The following is a 15,396-nucleotide window of genomic DNA, read 5'->3' as shown; positions in this document are numbered from 1 at the left end:
CTCTCCTAGCGGCCCGGCATTGCCCGGGTCCCTGTTTATCGACTGGTCAAGCCGCCATGCCACATTGCACCATAGGCCGCGCATCAGGGCGATGATTTATCTGGCCAATTTTCTGGCTTTTCCTGCCTTTCGCCAAGCGCCCCGGAGGCCGTGTCACGCGTCCTGCTTGCGCAGCATGCCGATGAAGGCAGCGGCAATGTCCTGCGGCGTGTAGCGACCCTTGCGGTACCACGTCTGCGACCAGTTGAGGCTGCCGAACAGCGCGACCTTGAACAGCCAGCGGTCGGTCTCGGCAGCGAGGGGCAGCGCCGCGATCAGCTTCTCGAAATGGCGCTCGTAGCGGTCGCGCTCCGCATTGAGCGTGGGGAGCATCTCCGCCGGGAACGAGCGCACGAATTCGGGATTGACGATGCGCGCGTAGTCTCCGCCGTCGAGCAGGATCGAAAGGTGCGCGGCGCAGGCAGCCTCGATGGCCTGCCATGGATCGGCGCCGGTGCTGGCGAGCGCTTGGTCGATAGCGGCCTCGAAGCGGGCAACCCCCTTGCGGTAGACCGCGATGAGCAGGTCTTCCTTGGACTTGAAGTGATAGTAGAGCGATCCCGGCAGCATGCCGACCGCGCCCGCGATGTCGCGGATCGAGGTGCCGTCGTACCCCTTGGCCGCGAACATTTCGGCTGCAGCATCGAGCAGCGCCTCGCGTCGGCTCTCGCCACCGCGTGCTTCGAGTTTGGGTGCCGTGGTCGCCATGCGGGTCAATCCTTCTGCAGGATCATGACCGAACAGGCCGCCTCGTCAAACCCCATCACGCCGCCGCCGTTCTCGGCCAAGGCAATGCGCGCGCCGCTGACCTGCCGGGGGCCGGCCTCGCCGCGCAGCTGGAGCATGAGTTCGTCGATCATTGAGAGGCCAGTCGCGCCGACCGGGTGCCCCTTGCTGACGAGGCCGCCGGAGAGGTTGATCGGGATCGAGCCGCCGAGAGACGTCGCCCCGCTTTCGACCAGCCGCCCGCCTTCGCCGATGCTGCAAAAGCCGAGCATCTCGGACTGGTAGATCTCGCAGAACGAGGTCGCGTCATGGACTTCGGCAATGTCGATATCCTGCGGAGTCACGCCGGCGGCCTCGTAGGCCTTCTGCGCGGCCAGTTGCGAGAGGCCCGGCTCATCGAGGCGGCGATACTTGCCCGCCGTCATCGTGCTCGCGGCGATGCGAACGGCGCGGACCCGGACGTCGGCGGGCTGGCGGGCGAGCCACGCGCCCGAACAGACCAGCGCAGCGGCGGCGCCATCGCCGATGGGCGCGCACATCGAGCGGGTAAGCGGCCAGCTGACCGGGCGGTCCGCCAGCACCTCCTCCACTGTCAGCGGGAAGCGGTACTGCGCCTTGGGATTGTGCACCGAAGCGTTGTGGTTCTTGGCGCAGGCCATCGCGATCTGGCGTTCGGTGGTGCCGTGGGTGCGCATGTGCCACGCGGCCTGCATGGCGTAAGTATCCATGAAGATCGTACGGCCCGGACCCGGCTCGAACGGCTTGCCGGATGCCTCGCCGGCCGCGGCGTAGTAGGCCATCCACTCCTCGGGGTCATACTGGTCTATGCCGCCGTCGAAGAGGGCCTTGGTGCGTTCGGGATGGGCCGAATTGAACGTCTTCTCGACGCCGAAGGCGATGCTGAGGTCGGTCTGGCCGCTCAGCACATCCTTCCACGCGCCGTGGAGCGCGATCGAGGCCGTGGCGCAGCCGCCTTCGACGTTGATGACGGGCACGCGTTCGGGGAACAGCCCCTCGCGCACCAGCGGGGTGAGGCAGACCTGCCCGCGGATGCTGCCTTGCCCATCGGTCCACATGCCGCAATTGCCGAACCACGCCATACCGATGTCGTTGCCATTGGCGAGGCCCGCATCGGCGAGCACGCCGAGGTAGACTTCGCGCGTCAGGTCCTTGAAGCTGCGACCCGGAAACTTGCCGAAGGCGCTGGAATAGCTGCCGACGATATAGACGTCCGTCATCCGGCGGTCTCCCAATAGGCCGCGCGCAACTCGCGCTTGAGCACTTTGCCCAGCGCATTGCGCGGGAATTCGGTGCGGAATTCAAGGTCCGCGAGACGCTGCGTCTTGGCGAGGCGGGCGTTGGCCCATTCCAGCAGCGCCGCTGCGTCCGGTTCCCCGCGCGGAATGACCAGCGCGAGCGGTGTCTCGCCCCACTTGGGGTGCGGGATGCCGATGACGGTCACGTCCTGCACCTCCGGGTGCTGGCCGATCACCGCTTCGAGGTCGGCAGGAAAGATATTGAAACCGCCCGAGAGGATCATGTCCTTCTTGCGGTCGACGATATGGAGGAAGCCTTGCTCGTCGATCATGCCGATATCGCCGCTGCGCAGGTATTCGGTTCCGTTGTCGTCGCGCCACAGGATCGCCGCGTCGAGGTCGGGCCGGTTGTGATAGCCCGCCATCATGCCGAGCCCGCGCCCGACGATCTCACCCGGCTGGCCGCGTGGCACTTCGCGGTCGTCATGGCCGATGATGCGCATGTCGAAGCCGATGACCGGGCGGCCGACGGCGGTGGGGCGGGAAGGTTTGTCGCCCGGCTTGCGCATCGTCGCGAAACCTTCGCTGAAGCCATAGAGTTCATAGACGTTGGGCGTCATGCGCTCGATCACCGCTTCGCGCGTGTCGGGCCGCAGCGAGGAACCGGCGGACAGGAGCGCCTTGAGGCTGGAAAGATCGTGCTGGCCGAGCGCCGGATCATCGAGCGTCACGATGCACTGCGTCGGCACCATGAAGGCGTGCGTCACCCGGTGTCGCTCGATCAGCGCAAGGGCGCCGGCGGGGCTGAACTGTTCCATGATCACGATGGTCGCGCCCAGCAGCAGCGGCGGGAGCACCATGAACATCGTGCCGTTGGAATAGAGCGCGGTCGTGACAAGCGTCACGCTGTCCCGCGTCATGCCGAGTTCGAGCGCGTTGGACCACGCGAAATGCATGCGCGCGCCGTGGCTCTGGACGATGCCTTTGGGCAGGCCCGTGGTGCCGGAGCTGTAGATGATGTTGAAGCGGTCGTCGGGCTGGATGCGAACGGCGGGGTCGCTGTCCGAGGCAGCGGGGAGCGTTTCCCAGCCTTCGCCTGCGAAGCCGATGGCGACCCGGCGAATATCTGCCGGAAGCGCTGCGGAATCCACCAGCGCCCGGTTGCTCGCGGAAACAAACACCGTCTTCGCGCCGCTGTCGGCCATCATCGTCGCGATCTGCGCGCCCGTCAGGAGCCCGCTGATCGGCACCATGCAGGCGCCCGCGCGGACGATGCCGAACATGACTTCCAGCATGTCCAGCGAATTGGTCATCACCAGCGCGACGGGTTCGTCGTGCCGAACGCCTAGGCCGATCAGCGCATTGGCGACGCGCGCGGTGCCTTTGTCGAACTCGCCCCAGGTCATCCGGCGCTCGCCGCAGATGGCAGCGATCCTGTCGGGCGCGAAGCGGGCGTGGGTGGCCCAAACGCTTGGCATGCCGAAGGCGGGCGCCTCGATCATCCCGTCACCATCGGCATTTCGCGCACGCCGCGCATGGTGAGCGTGTCCATGTATTCGGCGGTGTCCGACGCCAGCGCGAGGTTCGGAAAGCGCGCGAACAGGCGGGTGATCGCGATGCGGCCCTCGGCGCGGGCGAGCGGCGCACCGAGGCAGAAGTGGATGCCGTGGTTGAAGGTGAGGTGGCGGTTGGGCGTCCGCGTGATGTCGAACCGCGCCGCGTCCTCGAACACTTCGGGATCGTGGTTGGCGGCATTGACCATGGCATAGACCCGGTCGCCCTTGCGCAGCGTCTTGCCGCGCATGTCGAACGGTTCCTTGACCACGCGCACCACCGCGCCGGTCGGCCCTTCGAAGCGCAGCATTTCTTCCACCGCACCGGCGACGAGCGAAGGTTCGGCAATCAGTTTCGCCTTCTGCTCGGGGTTCTGCAGCAACGCGCGCACGCCGTTGCCGATAAGGTTGGTGGTCGTCTCGTGCCCGGCGAAGAGGAACAGGATGCACGAGCCGATCAGTTCTTCCTCGCTGATCTGGCCGGTCTGCTGCAGCATGACGAAATGCGAGATGACATCGCCGCGCGGGCGGGTCTTGCGGTCTTCGGCGGCGGCGCGGAAGTAGTCCGCCATGGCGACGATCCCTGCACGCCCGGTCTCGTACTTGTCGCCGGTGCTGGTGGCGTTGCCGAGGAACGGCTGGAGTTGCATCGACCAGTCGCGCAAGGCTTCCATGTCCTCGCGCGGGATGCCGAGCAGGTCCATGATGACGCTCGCGGGGAGGGGATGGGCGAACTCGCTGATGCACTCGAACCTACCGTCCCCGCGCGCTGCGATCCTGTCGAGCAGCCCGTCCGCCAGTTCGGCGATCCCGGCTTCGAGATCGCGCATCACGGCAGGGGTCACGACCTTGTTGAGCAGGGTGCGCAGGCGGGTGTGGTCGGGCGGATCCTTGAACACGACCCAGGTGTTCAGATAGCGGATCAGGTCCGCCAGCTTCGCGCGTTCCTCGCCCTGCTGGCTGTCGAAGAAGGGCGTGAGGCGGTCCGAGGTCACACCGCTGTTCATCTGCACGGCCTTCACATCATCATGCCGCGTCAGCACCCAGCCCTTGAGCAGCGGTGACCAGTGCACCGGGTCCTCCGCCTGCAGGCGCAGCAAGGTTTCCAGCGGGCGCTGGATGACGTCCGGATCGCGCGGATCGAAGACGAGGGCGGTTTGGGGCATGACGCGGCTGAACCTTGGCAAATTCGCGCTTTGGCTATCATCGCACCCTTGCCATAGCAAACACTTGTTTGGTAGCCTCTCGGCGAAGGCGCGACAGGTGCAGCAAGGCTGCACAAAAGAGGCAAGCGCCACGGGAGAGGATGCATGCTCAAGCTCGTTGCCTTATGGTCGGCGCCCAAGCCGGAGGACCGCGAGGCCTTCGAAACCGCCTATGCCAATGTCCACGCCCCGCTGGCGCGCGCGCTGCCGAACCTGACCAGCCTCGAGACCATCCTCGTCGCCGAAGGGCTCGAAGGCGCCGAGGCCGGGGCCTACCGCTTCGCGATCATGACCTGGCCGGACAAGGCTGCGCTCGAGCGGGACGAACAAACCCCGGAATGGCTGGCGCTGCGGGCCGATGCCGGCGGCATGATCGAGCGCTTCGGGGTAACGCTCGTCTCCTCCATCGGCCACGACGGCTGAGGGGGCGCGCCATGTCCATTCTCGTCACCGGCGGCACCAAGGGCATCGGCCTCGCCATCGCCAAGCGGTTTGCCAAGCCCGATACGGACGTGTTCCTCAATTTCCGCGCCGATCAGGCGTCGGCGGACAGCGCCAAGGCGGAAATCGAGGCGCTGGGCGCGCGCTGCCATGTGATCCAGGGCGATGTCAGCACGCCGCAGGGTGCGCAGGCGGTCGTGGCGGAAGTGGCCGCGAAGACGGACCGGCTGGACCAGCTCGTCCACTGCGCGGTGAAAGTGCTGCCGGAGCCGCTGCTGACCGTCGATCCGGTGACCTTTACCGAAGCGATCAACCTCAACGGCACCGCGCTGGTCTATCTGGTGCAGCCCGCGGCGAAGCTGTTCCGCCGGGGCAGCACGGTGTTCTTCCTGTCCAGCCGAGGCAGCCGTATGGTGATCCCGAACTATGCCGCCGTCGGCGCAGGCAAATCGCTGGCGGAAAGCCTGATCCGCTATCTGGCGCGTGAACTGGCGCCGCTCGGCGTGCGGGCCAATTGCGTCGCGCCAAGTGCCGTCGATACCGAAGCGCTGCGGCAGGTCTACGGCGAGAAGACCGACGAAATCCTCGCCGCCGCGGCCGCCGCCAGCCCGAGCGGGCGGAATGTGACGCATGATGACTACTGCAGCCTGATCGAATACCTCGCGAGCCCATCGGCGGCGATGATCCAGGGGCAGGTCGTATTTGTGACGGGCGGGGAGTATCTGGCGGCCTAAAGCAGCGAGAGCCGCAGTTCGCGCTTCAGGATCTTCCCGCTGGCATTGCGCGGCAGGGTCTCGGCGAAGACGACCTTCTTCGGGACCTTGAACGCTGAAAGGTGCTCGGCGCAGTGCGCGAGGACTGCCTCCACCTCCAGCACATGCCCGTCGCGCAGCACGATCACGGCGGTGACTGCCTCTATCCACTTCGGGTCGGGCAGGCCGATCACCGCCACTTCGCTGATCGCCGGGTGCTGGTAGAGCACTTCCTCCACCTCGCGCGAGGCGACGTTTTCGCCGCCGGTCTTGATCATGTCCTTCTTGCGGTCGACCACGGTGATGTAGCCCGCCGCGTCCGCCACGCCGAGATCGCCGCTGTGGAACCAGCCGCCGGCAAAGGCATCCGCCGTGCGCTCGGGGTCGTTCCAGTAGCCCGACAGGAGCTGGGGCGAGCGGTGGACGATCTCGCCGACTTCGCCGGGGGCCACGGGCTGCATGGCATCATCGACGATGCGGGTTTCGACATGGAGCGTCGGGCGGCCCGCTGACCCCAGCCGCGCGGCGTGTTCCTCGGGGAACAGAATCGTCGCGACGGGGGCGATTTCGGTCTGGCCATAGAGGTTCCACAGGCGCAGCTGCGGGATCCGCGCATTCATTTCGCGCAGCACTTCGACCGGCATGATCGAGGCGCCGTAATAGCCCTTCTCGAGCGCCGAGAGGTCGGCCGTCTCCATCAGCGGCGAGCGCAGCAGCGAGATCCACACCGTCGGCGGCGCGAAGAACGAAGTGGCCTTATGCTGCACCAGCAGCTGCAGCACATTGTCCGCCGCGGGCGAGCCGGTAATCACGTTGGTCGTGCCGACATGGAGCGCAGGCCCGATCATGCAATCGAGCTGGGCGCAGTGGAACAGCGGCATGGCGTGGAGCGCAACCGTGCTCGCCGTCCACTCGCAATCGATGATGCAGCTCTGGTATTCCCACAGCACCGCATTGTGCGACAGCATCGCGCCCTTGGGGCGGGATTCCGTGCCGCTGGTATAGACGATCTGGAGCAGGTCCTCGCCGCCGCGCTCTTGCGGGGCGAGGGGATCGTCCGAGAGGAGGTCGGTCCACGCAGGCAGGCCGGCAGGCGACGGCGCCCATTCGCCGGGGATGCCGTAGACATGTTCGAGCGCGTCGCTGCGGGCGGCAAGGCCGGTCTCGATCGTGGTCTCGTCGACGAACAGCACGCGCGCGCCCGAATGGTCGAGGATGTAGCGCACGTCCTCGGCATTGAGCATGAAGTTGATCGGCACGAGCACCGCATCGGCCCGTGCGATGGCGAAGCGCAGCGCGATGAAGGCGTGGCTGTTGCGTGCGAGGATGGCGATGCGGTCACCCGGCTGCATCCCCAGCTGTCGCAGCCCCGAGGCGAGCCGCTCGACCTCGCCGTGAAACTCGGCATAGCTCCACGTCACCTCGCCGCAGATGATCGCGGTCTTGGCGCCATGCCGCTCAGCCGAGCGCGTGAGCATGGCGGAAAGCGATTGCGCCCGCGCGCGGGCGATGACCGGATCAGGCTGCATGGACGAGGACATGGGGACCCTTTGAACCTTGGTATGTTGCGCAGCAAAAAGGGAGCAGCGCACGCGGCACTGCTCCCCCCTTGAAGCCCTTGCTTACTTCCACTTCACCCGGAGCGATACGCCATAGGTTGCCGGCATGCCGGTCGCCTGAGTGATGATATCGTTGTACGAGATGATGTTCTGGACGTTGAACTTGTTGAACACGTTCTTGCCCCACGCCGAGATCGAGATCCGGTCGCCGGGGAACTCGTAGCCGATCCGGGCATCGACGATGGTGTAGCCGTCGATGCGGAAGGGGAAGGTCTTGATCGAGCGGTACGGTGCCGGCGGGATCTTCAGCGAGCTGCCGCCGATATAGGCGTCGACATCCGAACGGTAGCTGGCCGAGGCGCCGACGAAGACGGTTCCGCCATTGCCCGTCGGAACGCGGTAGTCGATGTCGCCGGTGAGGCTCCATGACGGCGCGAAAGGCAGGCGGTTGCCGGCGAAGTTGTACTTCGTGCCGGCACTGCCATAGCCGTTGCCAAGGATGTTCCCGAAGACCGTGGTGGCGGTGTATTCGTCCACCTTGGTCTTGAGGTAGCTCGCCGAACCCGACAGCGTCAGCCCGGAAACCGGGCGGAGAACGATATCGGTCTCCACGCCGAAGATGTGCGACTTGGGCACGTTGTCGAGGCGCTGCAGCAGGCCGAACAGGGCGGTATCGACGGTGCCCTGGATCTGCTTGTCCTTGTAGTCCTGATAGAAGACCGCGCCCGTCCACGAGATCGTGTTGTTCATGAACTTGGCCTTGAAGCCGCCTTCATACGAGGTCACCCGCTCCTGCCGGGCAGGCGCGAACACGTCGACCGTCGCGCCCGTGATCACCGGGAAGCTGCCCGCCTTGAAGCCGCGCGAAACGTTGGCATAGAGCAGCAGGTCACTGTTCGGCTTGTAGTCGAGGCCCGCGCGCCACGAGACGTTGTTTTCCGCGAGGCGGCCGAGGTAGGGCTTGCCGTTGGTGAAATCGGGGAAGAACGAGTAGCACCTGCCCGGATTGTTGAAGCCGAGGCCGAACAGCACCGAAACGCGCTGGTCGGGCGCAGCATCGTTGTTGCACATCCGCTGGTTGTTGATCGAGTGCGTGTAGCGGATGCCGGCCTTGAAGGTGAGCTGGTCGGTGAGGTCATACTCGCCGTTGGCGAAGGCCGCGATGTTGTCCATCTTGCCCCGGCTGTCGACGGTGCTGATGTGGATCCACGCCGTACCCGCGTTCGACAGCGAGTTGTCGCCGTAGGTGATGTCCTGGATCTCGTTGACCTTGGAGTGGTTGTAATTGCCCCCCAGCGTCCAGCGGAAGCGCTGACCCGGAGATGCGGCGTTCGAGATGCGCAGTTCCTGCGAGAAGTCGTCGATCGTGCCGTCGTCGCGTGGAGCGTCGACCATCTCGAAGGGCGAACCGTCCAGGTCGAACGACATCTTCTGGCTGAGCCGGTTGTAGCCGGTGATCGAGGTGATCGCGATGCTGTCGGTCACCTGCAAGTCGGCGCGCAGAATTGCCTGGAACAGGGTGCGGTCGCCGGACGGGATGGCCGGTTCGGTCACAGACTGGAAGCCCGGGGTGTAGCCAGGTGCCGGATTGGGCGGGAACGGCAGGCCGCCGGTCAGCGGGCCGGGGATACGGGCGACCGTGGTCCAGCTGGCGGCGCGCAGGTTCTGCGGCGTGAACGGCGCGTTGAGTTCTGCGAACGAGGGCGCAGACGGGACCGACGGCACCGTCGCGATGATCTGCAGCGCCTGCGGCTCGGAGCGATCGACCGAACCGTTGAGGTTGAGCTGGAACTTCAGCTTGTCGCTGGCCTGCCATTCCGTGATCAGGCGGGCGGCAACATAATTCGTTGTCCCGTTCTTCTGCTTCGGATCGAGGAAGTTGTACTGCCAGGCGTCGCGATGCATGGCGTCGAATGAGAGGCGCATACCGACCGTTTCGCTGACCGGGCCGCTGATAAAGCCAGCACCGTGCACTTCGTTGAAGCGACCGTAATCGAGGTTGAAACCAGCCTGGAGTTCCTTGGTCGGCTTGGCCGCGACATAGTTGATCGCGCCGCCAGTCGAGTTCTGGCCGAACAGGGTGCCTTGCGGGCCCTTTAGGACTTCGACGCGCTCAAGATCATAAAGCGAGTGGCCGGCAAGCACCGGGAACGTGAGCGGGGCCTGGTCCATCGAGACGCTGACCGCCGGATAGACGCCAAGCGCGTCCGCGTTGTAGCCGATGCCGCGCAGCGTGTAGACCGGTGTGGCATGTGTGGACGGCGCGAGCGTCAGCCCCGGGACATACTTGGTTAGGTCTTCGGCCCTGTTGATGTTGCGGCGCTCGAGCAGCGAGGTGTCGAACGCGGCGATGCTGGCGCCGACCTTGCTGATGTTTTCGTTGCGCTTGTTGGCGGTAACGATGATTTCGCCGACCGGGGCCTCTTCTGCCGCGGCCTGTTCCGCGGCGGGAGCCGGGGCCGGGGCCGCGAAGGCCGGATGTGCGATGCCTGCAAGGCCGATGGCGGCCGAGGTCGCCATTAGGTTGCGCCTGATCTTGCTCATTTTTCCCTCTCCTTTGGTCTGTCGTTTTGTTGTTGTGGCTTCGGGCTGACGGGGGGCTCGTCAGCCGTTCACCAGATCTGCAAACACGCCGATCGCGCGCCGCAGGATGCGGTCGGCGGTCGGGAATGCGGCCCGCATCGTGGCAAGGCCGTGGATGAGGCCGGCCGCTTCCATGAAGTGGACCTCCATCCCGGCATCGGCCATGCGGCCGGCCATCGCGCGGCCCTGATCGCGCAAGGGGTCGAGGCCCGCGGTGAGAATCACCGCAGGCGGCAGCGCAGCCGGCAGCGGATGCAGCAGCGGCGATGCAGCGGGTCCGGCGGCGACACCATCGCCGGGCAGGTAATCCGCCGCAAAGCGCGCGAGCAGCCTCGCATCGAGGATGAAGCCTTCGCCGAACGCCTTGTACGAACCGCGATCCGGCGCGGTGCAATCGAGCCAGGGATAAACAAGCAGCTGCGCCTTGACCTTCTCGGCCCCGAGCACGGCAGCGACGTAGTACGCCAGATTGCCGCCCGCGCTGTCGCCGGCCGTGGCGAGGCCGGTGACGGGGGCTTCAAGCTCCGCCGGGCTGCCGAGCACGAACCCGGCCGCCGCGACGCAATCGTCATGGCTGGCGGGGTAGGGGTCTTCGGGACCCATGCGGTAGTCGACCGCAACGACGCGGCAGCCGGTGATCGCGGCAATCGTGCTGCAGACCGGATGATGCGTTTCGAGATCGCCGATCACCCAGCCGCCGCCGTGCATGTAAAGCACGACCGGGCCGGCCGCCGCTTCGCCGGGGAAATAGGTGCGCAGCTTGCAGGATGGGCCATCGAGATCCTTCCAGCGCACGCCTGCTTCGGGCTGCACATCGAACAGCGCGCCCATCTGCAGATAGACCGCGCGCATGTCGGTCGCGGAGAGATCGGCGAGGTGCGGGCCGCCCTGCTCGGCGATTCCGGCCAGCACCGCGGCGGTTTCCGGCAAGACAAACGGTTCTTCCATCAAAGCGCTCCTGCAACCTGGAAAGACAGATTCAGCCCGCTGCGATCATGCGCGCGGGCTCTGGCGGCGAAATGCCGCAGCATTGCTTGTTTGGGGCCGCCATGTTCCGTCCGGAATGGTCGTGCGGCAAAGATATGATAAATAACGATATCCCCCCAAAGCTTCTGCCTGTTATCGGTAAAGCTATGCCAAGGGGCGTCGACGCACCATGTCGCTGCGCGCCAAGTTATTGACGGATGTGGCCAGCGACAGGTACGCTGCCAAAAAACAAGGCAGCACTAGGGGCAGCACTAGGGGAAGAGGAGGGGATGGAGCATGGACTCCAATGCACTCTACGCGACCTTGCCGGATCTGAGCGCTCGGATCATGCGCAGCGCCCTGGCCAGCCAGACCAGGGTTGATTGGGATGATTTCTGCCGCACCAGCCATGTCCGGCCGGTGCGCCTCGACGTCGGTTGCGGCCAGTTGCTGGCGCAGGAAGAAATGCAGCTGCAAAAGTCGTTTGCGGCGTGCACGGCCAGCGCGCGCAACATCTGGTTCGATGTCGGCTTGCGCTACCGGGCGATCAAGTTCGGCGAGCTCGGCCTTGCCATGATGACGTCGCGCACGCTGGGCGAGGCGCTGCAGATCGCTTGCCGCTGTCAGGCGCTGACATATTCCCTTATCAATTATCGCTATGCCTCTGCGCCCAACGGCGCCTTTGCGCTTATCGGCACGTACGGAAAGCTTTCCGAGGAGCTGCGCGATTTCTCCCACTATCGCGATCTCGGCGCGATCCGGACACTGGTGGCCGATCTCATGGGCGGAGACTTGCCCCTGGAGCGTGTGACCATCGCCGCGCCGCCTGCGCCCGATTGGGAGCAGCAGCGCCGCCATATGCCGTGCCCCGTCCAGTTCAATGCGGAGCAGACGCAGTGGCTGTTCAAGCCGGGCGCGGCAAGCCTGCCACTGCCGATGGCGGACAGCGATCTCGTGACGCTCTACAGCTCGCGCTGTGACAGTATTCTGCGCCGCGCGCAGACCGATGGCACGATAAAGGGGCGGCTCGCTGCCCGGCTCAGCCGCAGCGACACGGATTTCCCCACAGCGGGCGAAGCCGCCCGCATGCTGGCGCTGTCCGAACGCACGCTGCACCGACGGCTGGCGGAAGAAGGCACGCGCTTTTCGGCGATGATCGACGAGGCACGCTACAGCCGCGCGCGCGAATTGCTCACGGAAGGCCACTTGGCGATCGAGCAGATCGCCGTCGCGGTCGGCTTTGCCGAGCCGTCCAGCTTCTCGCGCGCGTTCAAGCGCTGGTCGGGCATGGGTGCGCTCGAGTACCGGCGGCAGGCCCAGGCGAGGAACCAGCTTCTCGCCTGAGGCCTGCCGCCCACATTTTCAGGTAGGCTGCTTCAGCTATAAGCAAACTCCGCGCCGTCGAGATCGACCGCCGGGATATCTTCCGCCTCGCGCCAGTAGTCCTGCGTGTGGCGCCATTCGGGCTGCTCGCCGAGGCGCTTGGGCAGCTTGTCCATATCGCGCATCAGGTAGCTGGGATTGAAGTTGTCGTCCTCGATCCACGGCAGCAGCGGCTCGTTCGCCAGTGCCGGCGGGATCACGATGTTGACTTCCTTCGCGCCCTTCGCGTCCATGTGGCTCAGCATGCGGCAGACGAAATCGCCGAGCAGGTCGACGCGCAAGGTCCACGCGGCACGGAAATAGCCGAAGACCCAGACCATGTTCGGCACGCCTTCAAACATCATCCCGCGGTAGGTCGCCTTTTCCGACCAGTCGACTTCCTTGCCGTCGACCTCGAAGGTGATCCCGCCCATCATCAGCAGCTTGAAGCCGGTCGCGGCCATGACGATGTCCGCCTTGAGCTCGTCGCCCGAGCCGAGCTTGATGCCGTCCGCCGTGAAATGGTCGATTGTGTCGGTGATCGCGCTCACCTTGCCGTCGCGGATCCGCTCGAACATGTCGCCATCGGGGATGAAAGCCAGGCGCTGTTGCCAAGGCCGATAACGCGGCGTGAAGTGTGGCTCGAACTGGAAGTCGGGACCGGCATACTGGCGGATCAGTTCCTTCAGTTCCTCGAACACGAGGTCAGGCTCGGCCCGCGCGCGGTGATCGAGCATCTTGAGGTTGTGCAGATAGTCCAGGCGGACGACGCGGTGAACGGTGTCCTCGTCGACGCCGATCTCGCGCAGCTTGTCAGCCAGATCGCTGCGGTTGGGATAGCAGTAGAAGTAGGTCGGCGAGCGCTGCAGCATGGTGACGTGCTTGGCCTTGTCGGCCAGCACCGGGATCACCGTCGCGGCGGTCGCGCCCGAGCCGATGACGACGACTTCCTTGCCGGCATAGTCGACTTCGTCGTCCCACTTCATCGCGTGGATGAGCTGGCCCTTGTAGTCGCCCATGCCCGGCCATTCGGGCAGGTAGGGGTTCTGGTGGTCGTAGTAGCCCTGGCACATCCACAGGAAGTTGGCGCGGTAGGTCGGCCCGGTAGAGCCATCAGCCTTGCGGGTTTCCACGGTCCACAGCTTCTCGGAAGTCGACCACGAGCAGCGCGTGATCAGCGTGCCGAAGCGGATAGCCTTGTCGAGGTCGTTTTCAGCGAGCACGTCGCGCAGGTACTTGCGGATTTCCTCGGCGGTGGCGATCGGCGGGCCGACCCACGGCTTGAAGCGATAGCCGAAGGTGTAGAGGTCTGAATCGGAGCGGACCCCGGGGTACTTGTGCGTGTGCCAGGTGCCGCCGATATCGTCCTTGGCTTCAAGGATCGCGAAGCTCTTGTCCGGGTTCTGCGTCTTGAGGTGATAGGCGCTGCCGATGCCGGAAATGCCGGCCCCGACAATCAGGACATCGAAATCCTGCGTCGCGGCGGTGCTGTCCTGCTGCGGTCTTTCCATTACTTCGGTCACATCCTGCTCCACTCTGGCCTGCCTCGCGCCGGGGTGCGGCGCGGCATGATTGCAGCGTGGAATGTCTCCAAGGAGGCCCTGCGATGCAACGTCGCCAGCCGCCAACAAACTGGCCCGGGCTGCCATTTTAGGTCGGCACGAAAAAAGGGCCAACCTTGCGGCCAGCCCTTCGTTCAACACAGCACAGCCGAAGCTTAAAGCCCTGCGCCTGCGCGCATTTCCTCGATGAGTTCGAAGTGGAACGCCAGCATGCGGTCGTCCGGCTGCTGCGGGCCGAAGAAGTCCATTTCAGGATCGACCACTTCGGTCCGCACCCCCGCCAGCGCCTCGATCAGCGTGTGCCCGCAGAAGGGCACATAGGCTTCCGAATAGCCGCCTTCGTGCACCACCGCGAGGCGCCCGCCGCACAGCTCTTCGGCCACCTTGACCATGCGCTCGGTCATCGCGCGGTAGCTTTCCGAATGAAGCATCTGCCGCGCGAGCGGATCGGCGGCATTGGCATCAAGGCCGCTGGCGATGACGATGAGATCGGGCTGGTAACGCTGCAGCGCCGGGATCACCACCCGGTCGAGCGCCCGCAGATAAGTCTCGTGACCGCTGCCGGCCGGGAGCGGCACGTTGAGGTTGAAGCCCAGCCCTTCGCCTGCGCCGCGATCCTCGTGGCCGGTATAGCCCGGCGGGAAGCAGCGGTCCTGGTGGATCGAGATCGTCAGCACGTCGGCGCGGTCATAGAAGATGCTCTGCGTGCCGTTGCCGTGGTGCACGTCCCAATCGACCACCGCGACCTTGCCGAGCCCATGCTTCGCCTTGGCCGCATCGATGGCGATGGGGATGTTGGCAAGGAGGCAGAAGCCCATCGGCTGGTCGGCCAGGCAGTGGTGCCCGGCCGGGCGGCACAGCGCATAGGCGTTGCGCGCGCGGCCGGTGACGACCGCGTCGACCGCCTCGATGGCAAGCCCTGCGGAGAGCGTCGCGAGTTCGAAGCCGCCCTTGCTGAAGGGGGCGAACAGGCCGAGCTCGCCGCCGCCCGCATCGCTCACGCGCTTGAATTCGTCGATATAGCTGGCGGGGTGGATGCGCAGCAGATCCTCGCGCGTGGCGGGCGCGGCGCTGCGTACTTCGAGATGCTGGTCGAGCCCCGAGGCGCGCACCAGATTGAGCAGGCGGCGCTTGGAAGCGGGCGTATCGGCGCCGTAGCTGCCCGAAGGCGGCTCGACCCAGTCGCCGATGGGGAAGAACAGCGCCTGCACCCCGGTGCAGTGCCAGAAAGTACGCTCATCGGTCAGGAACAGGGTGCCGCTACTCATTGTGTTTCTCTCCCACGCTGCCACGGACCGCGCACGGCGCAGCTCCGGTCAATACCAGGGGTTACCGTCAAAGCCGGGGCAAGGCATTGGCCGCGACGGCCAATCAGTTGACCGCACAGGCCAA

12 protein-coding genes are annotated in these 15,396 nt (G+C 65.6%); 3 read left to right on the top strand and 9 right to left on the bottom strand.

Annotation, left to right across the window (positions count from 1 at the left end):
* Positions 1-153: 153 nt before the first annotated feature.
* Genes NDB2M1_RS03810 through NDB2M1_RS03795 form a run of 4 tightly spaced genes read right to left on the bottom strand, consistent with a single transcriptional unit; the run spans position 154 to position 4,740 of the window.
* Complete coding sequence (locus tag NDB2M1_RS03810) at positions 154-747, bottom strand: TetR/AcrR family transcriptional regulator (RefSeq protein ID WP_072379641.1); 594 nt, start codon at positions 745-747, stop codon at positions 154-156.
* 5 nt (positions 748-752) lie between these two features.
* Entirely contained in the window at positions 753-2,003 is a 1,251-nt protein-coding gene (locus NDB2M1_RS03805; protein ID WP_072379639.1) for a thiolase family protein, read from the bottom strand.
* Positions 2,000-3,523: a class I adenylate-forming enzyme family protein gene (locus NDB2M1_RS03800; protein ID WP_072379637.1), complete on the bottom strand. Its 1,524-nt coding sequence runs from the start codon at positions 3,521-3,523 to the stop codon at positions 2,000-2,002. The genes NDB2M1_RS03805 and NDB2M1_RS03800 overlap by 4 nt, the downstream gene beginning before the upstream one ends.
* A complete protein-coding gene (locus NDB2M1_RS03795) occupies positions 3,520-4,740 on the bottom strand; it encodes a cytochrome P450 (RefSeq protein WP_072379635.1) in 1,221 nt (406 codons plus the stop codon). Before NDB2M1_RS03795 ends, NDB2M1_RS03800 begins: the two co-directional genes overlap by 4 nt.
* Before the next feature lie 144 nt (positions 4,741-4,884).
* On the opposite strand from NDB2M1_RS03795, the gene NDB2M1_RS03790 reads away from it, so the two are divergent.
* Positions 4,885-5,202: an EthD family reductase gene (locus NDB2M1_RS03790; RefSeq protein ID WP_072379633.1), complete on the top strand. Its 318-nt coding sequence runs from the start codon at positions 4,885-4,887 to the stop codon at positions 5,200-5,202.
* Between the two features lie 11 nt (positions 5,203-5,213).
* Entirely contained in the window at positions 5,214-5,954 is a 741-nt protein-coding gene (locus NDB2M1_RS03785; protein WP_072379631.1) for an SDR family oxidoreductase, read from the top strand.
* Here the strand turns inward: NDB2M1_RS03785 and NDB2M1_RS03780 are convergent.
* The 3 genes from NDB2M1_RS03780 to NDB2M1_RS03770 all read right to left on the bottom strand — a co-directional run bounded on the left by NDB2M1_RS03780 (position 5,951) and on the right by NDB2M1_RS03770 (position 11,062).
* Positions 5,951-7,513, bottom strand: a complete 1,563-nt coding sequence (locus NDB2M1_RS03780; protein ID WP_143146602.1) for a fatty acyl-CoA synthetase — start codon at positions 7,511-7,513, stop codon at positions 5,951-5,953. The two genes, NDB2M1_RS03785 and NDB2M1_RS03780, sit on opposite strands and share 4 nt — an antisense overlap.
* An 81-nt stretch (positions 7,514-7,594) precedes the next feature.
* Positions 7,595-10,075, bottom strand: a complete 2,481-nt coding sequence (locus tag NDB2M1_RS03775; RefSeq protein ID WP_072379626.1) for a TonB-dependent receptor — start codon at positions 10,073-10,075, stop codon at positions 7,595-7,597.
* Between the two features lie 60 nt (positions 10,076-10,135).
* Entirely contained in the window at positions 10,136-11,062 is a 927-nt protein-coding gene (locus NDB2M1_RS03770) for an alpha/beta hydrolase (protein ID WP_072379623.1), read from the bottom strand.
* Positions 11,063-11,377: 315 nt separating this feature from the next.
* Between NDB2M1_RS03770 and NDB2M1_RS03765 the strand changes: the two genes are divergently transcribed.
* Positions 11,378-12,424: an AraC family transcriptional regulator gene (locus NDB2M1_RS03765; RefSeq protein WP_072379621.1), complete on the top strand. Its 1,047-nt coding sequence runs from the start codon at positions 11,378-11,380 to the stop codon at positions 12,422-12,424.
* Between the two features lie 32 nt (positions 12,425-12,456).
* On the opposite strand, the gene NDB2M1_RS03760 is transcribed toward NDB2M1_RS03765, so the two are convergent.
* Together NDB2M1_RS03760 and NDB2M1_RS03755 are read right to left on the bottom strand one after the other, a co-directional pair.
* Positions 12,457-13,965: a flavin-containing monooxygenase gene (locus NDB2M1_RS03760; protein WP_253185751.1), complete on the bottom strand. Its 1,509-nt coding sequence runs from the start codon at positions 13,963-13,965 to the stop codon at positions 12,457-12,459.
* Positions 13,966-14,159: 194 nt separating this feature from the next.
* Positions 14,160-15,272 carry a class II histone deacetylase gene (locus NDB2M1_RS03755; RefSeq protein ID WP_072379617.1) on the bottom strand — a complete coding sequence of 371 codons (1,113 nt, stop codon included), beginning with the start codon at positions 15,270-15,272 and terminating at the stop codon, positions 14,160-14,162.
* Positions 15,273-15,396: the final 124 nt, after the last annotated feature.

The organism is Novosphingobium sp. NDB2Meth1 (assembly GCF_900117425.1).
Lineage (GTDB): Bacteria > Pseudomonadota > Alphaproteobacteria > Sphingomonadales > Sphingomonadaceae > Novosphingobium.
Note: the sequence above shows the minus strand (reverse complement) of the source record. Positions and strands in the feature narration are given on the sequence as shown.

Coding starts and splice junctions, on each gene's coding strand:
- NDB2M1_RS03755 (WP_072379617.1), bottom strand. CDS start 15,272: ATGAGTAGCGGCACCCTGTTCCTGACCGATGAGCGTACTTTCTGGCAC.
- NDB2M1_RS03780 (WP_143146602.1), bottom strand. CDS start 7,513: ATGTCCTCGTCCATGCAGCCTGATCCGGTCATCGCCCGCGCGCGGGCG.
- NDB2M1_RS03785 (WP_072379631.1), top strand. CDS start 5,214: ATGTCCATTCTCGTCACCGGCGGCACCAAGGGCATCGGCCTCGCCATC.
- NDB2M1_RS03790 (WP_072379633.1), top strand. CDS start 4,885: ATGCTCAAGCTCGTTGCCTTATGGTCGGCGCCCAAGCCGGAGGACCGC.
- NDB2M1_RS03810 (WP_072379641.1), bottom strand. CDS start 747: ATGGCGACCACGGCACCCAAACTCGAAGCACGCGGTGGCGAGAGCCGA.
- NDB2M1_RS03770 (WP_072379623.1), bottom strand. CDS start 11,062: ATGGAAGAACCGTTTGTCTTGCCGGAAACCGCCGCGGTGCTGGCCGGA.
- NDB2M1_RS03775 (WP_072379626.1), bottom strand. CDS start 10,075: ATGAGCAAGATCAGGCGCAACCTAATGGCGACCTCGGCCGCCATCGGC.
- NDB2M1_RS03805 (WP_072379639.1), bottom strand. CDS start 2,003: ATGACGGACGTCTATATCGTCGGCAGCTATTCCAGCGCCTTCGGCAAG.
- NDB2M1_RS03765 (WP_072379621.1), top strand. CDS start 11,378: ATGGACTCCAATGCACTCTACGCGACCTTGCCGGATCTGAGCGCTCGG.
- NDB2M1_RS03795 (WP_072379635.1), bottom strand. CDS start 4,740: ATGCCCCAAACCGCCCTCGTCTTCGATCCGCGCGATCCGGACGTCATC.
- NDB2M1_RS03800 (WP_072379637.1), bottom strand. CDS start 3,523: ATGATCGAGGCGCCCGCCTTCGGCATGCCAAGCGTTTGGGCCACCCAC.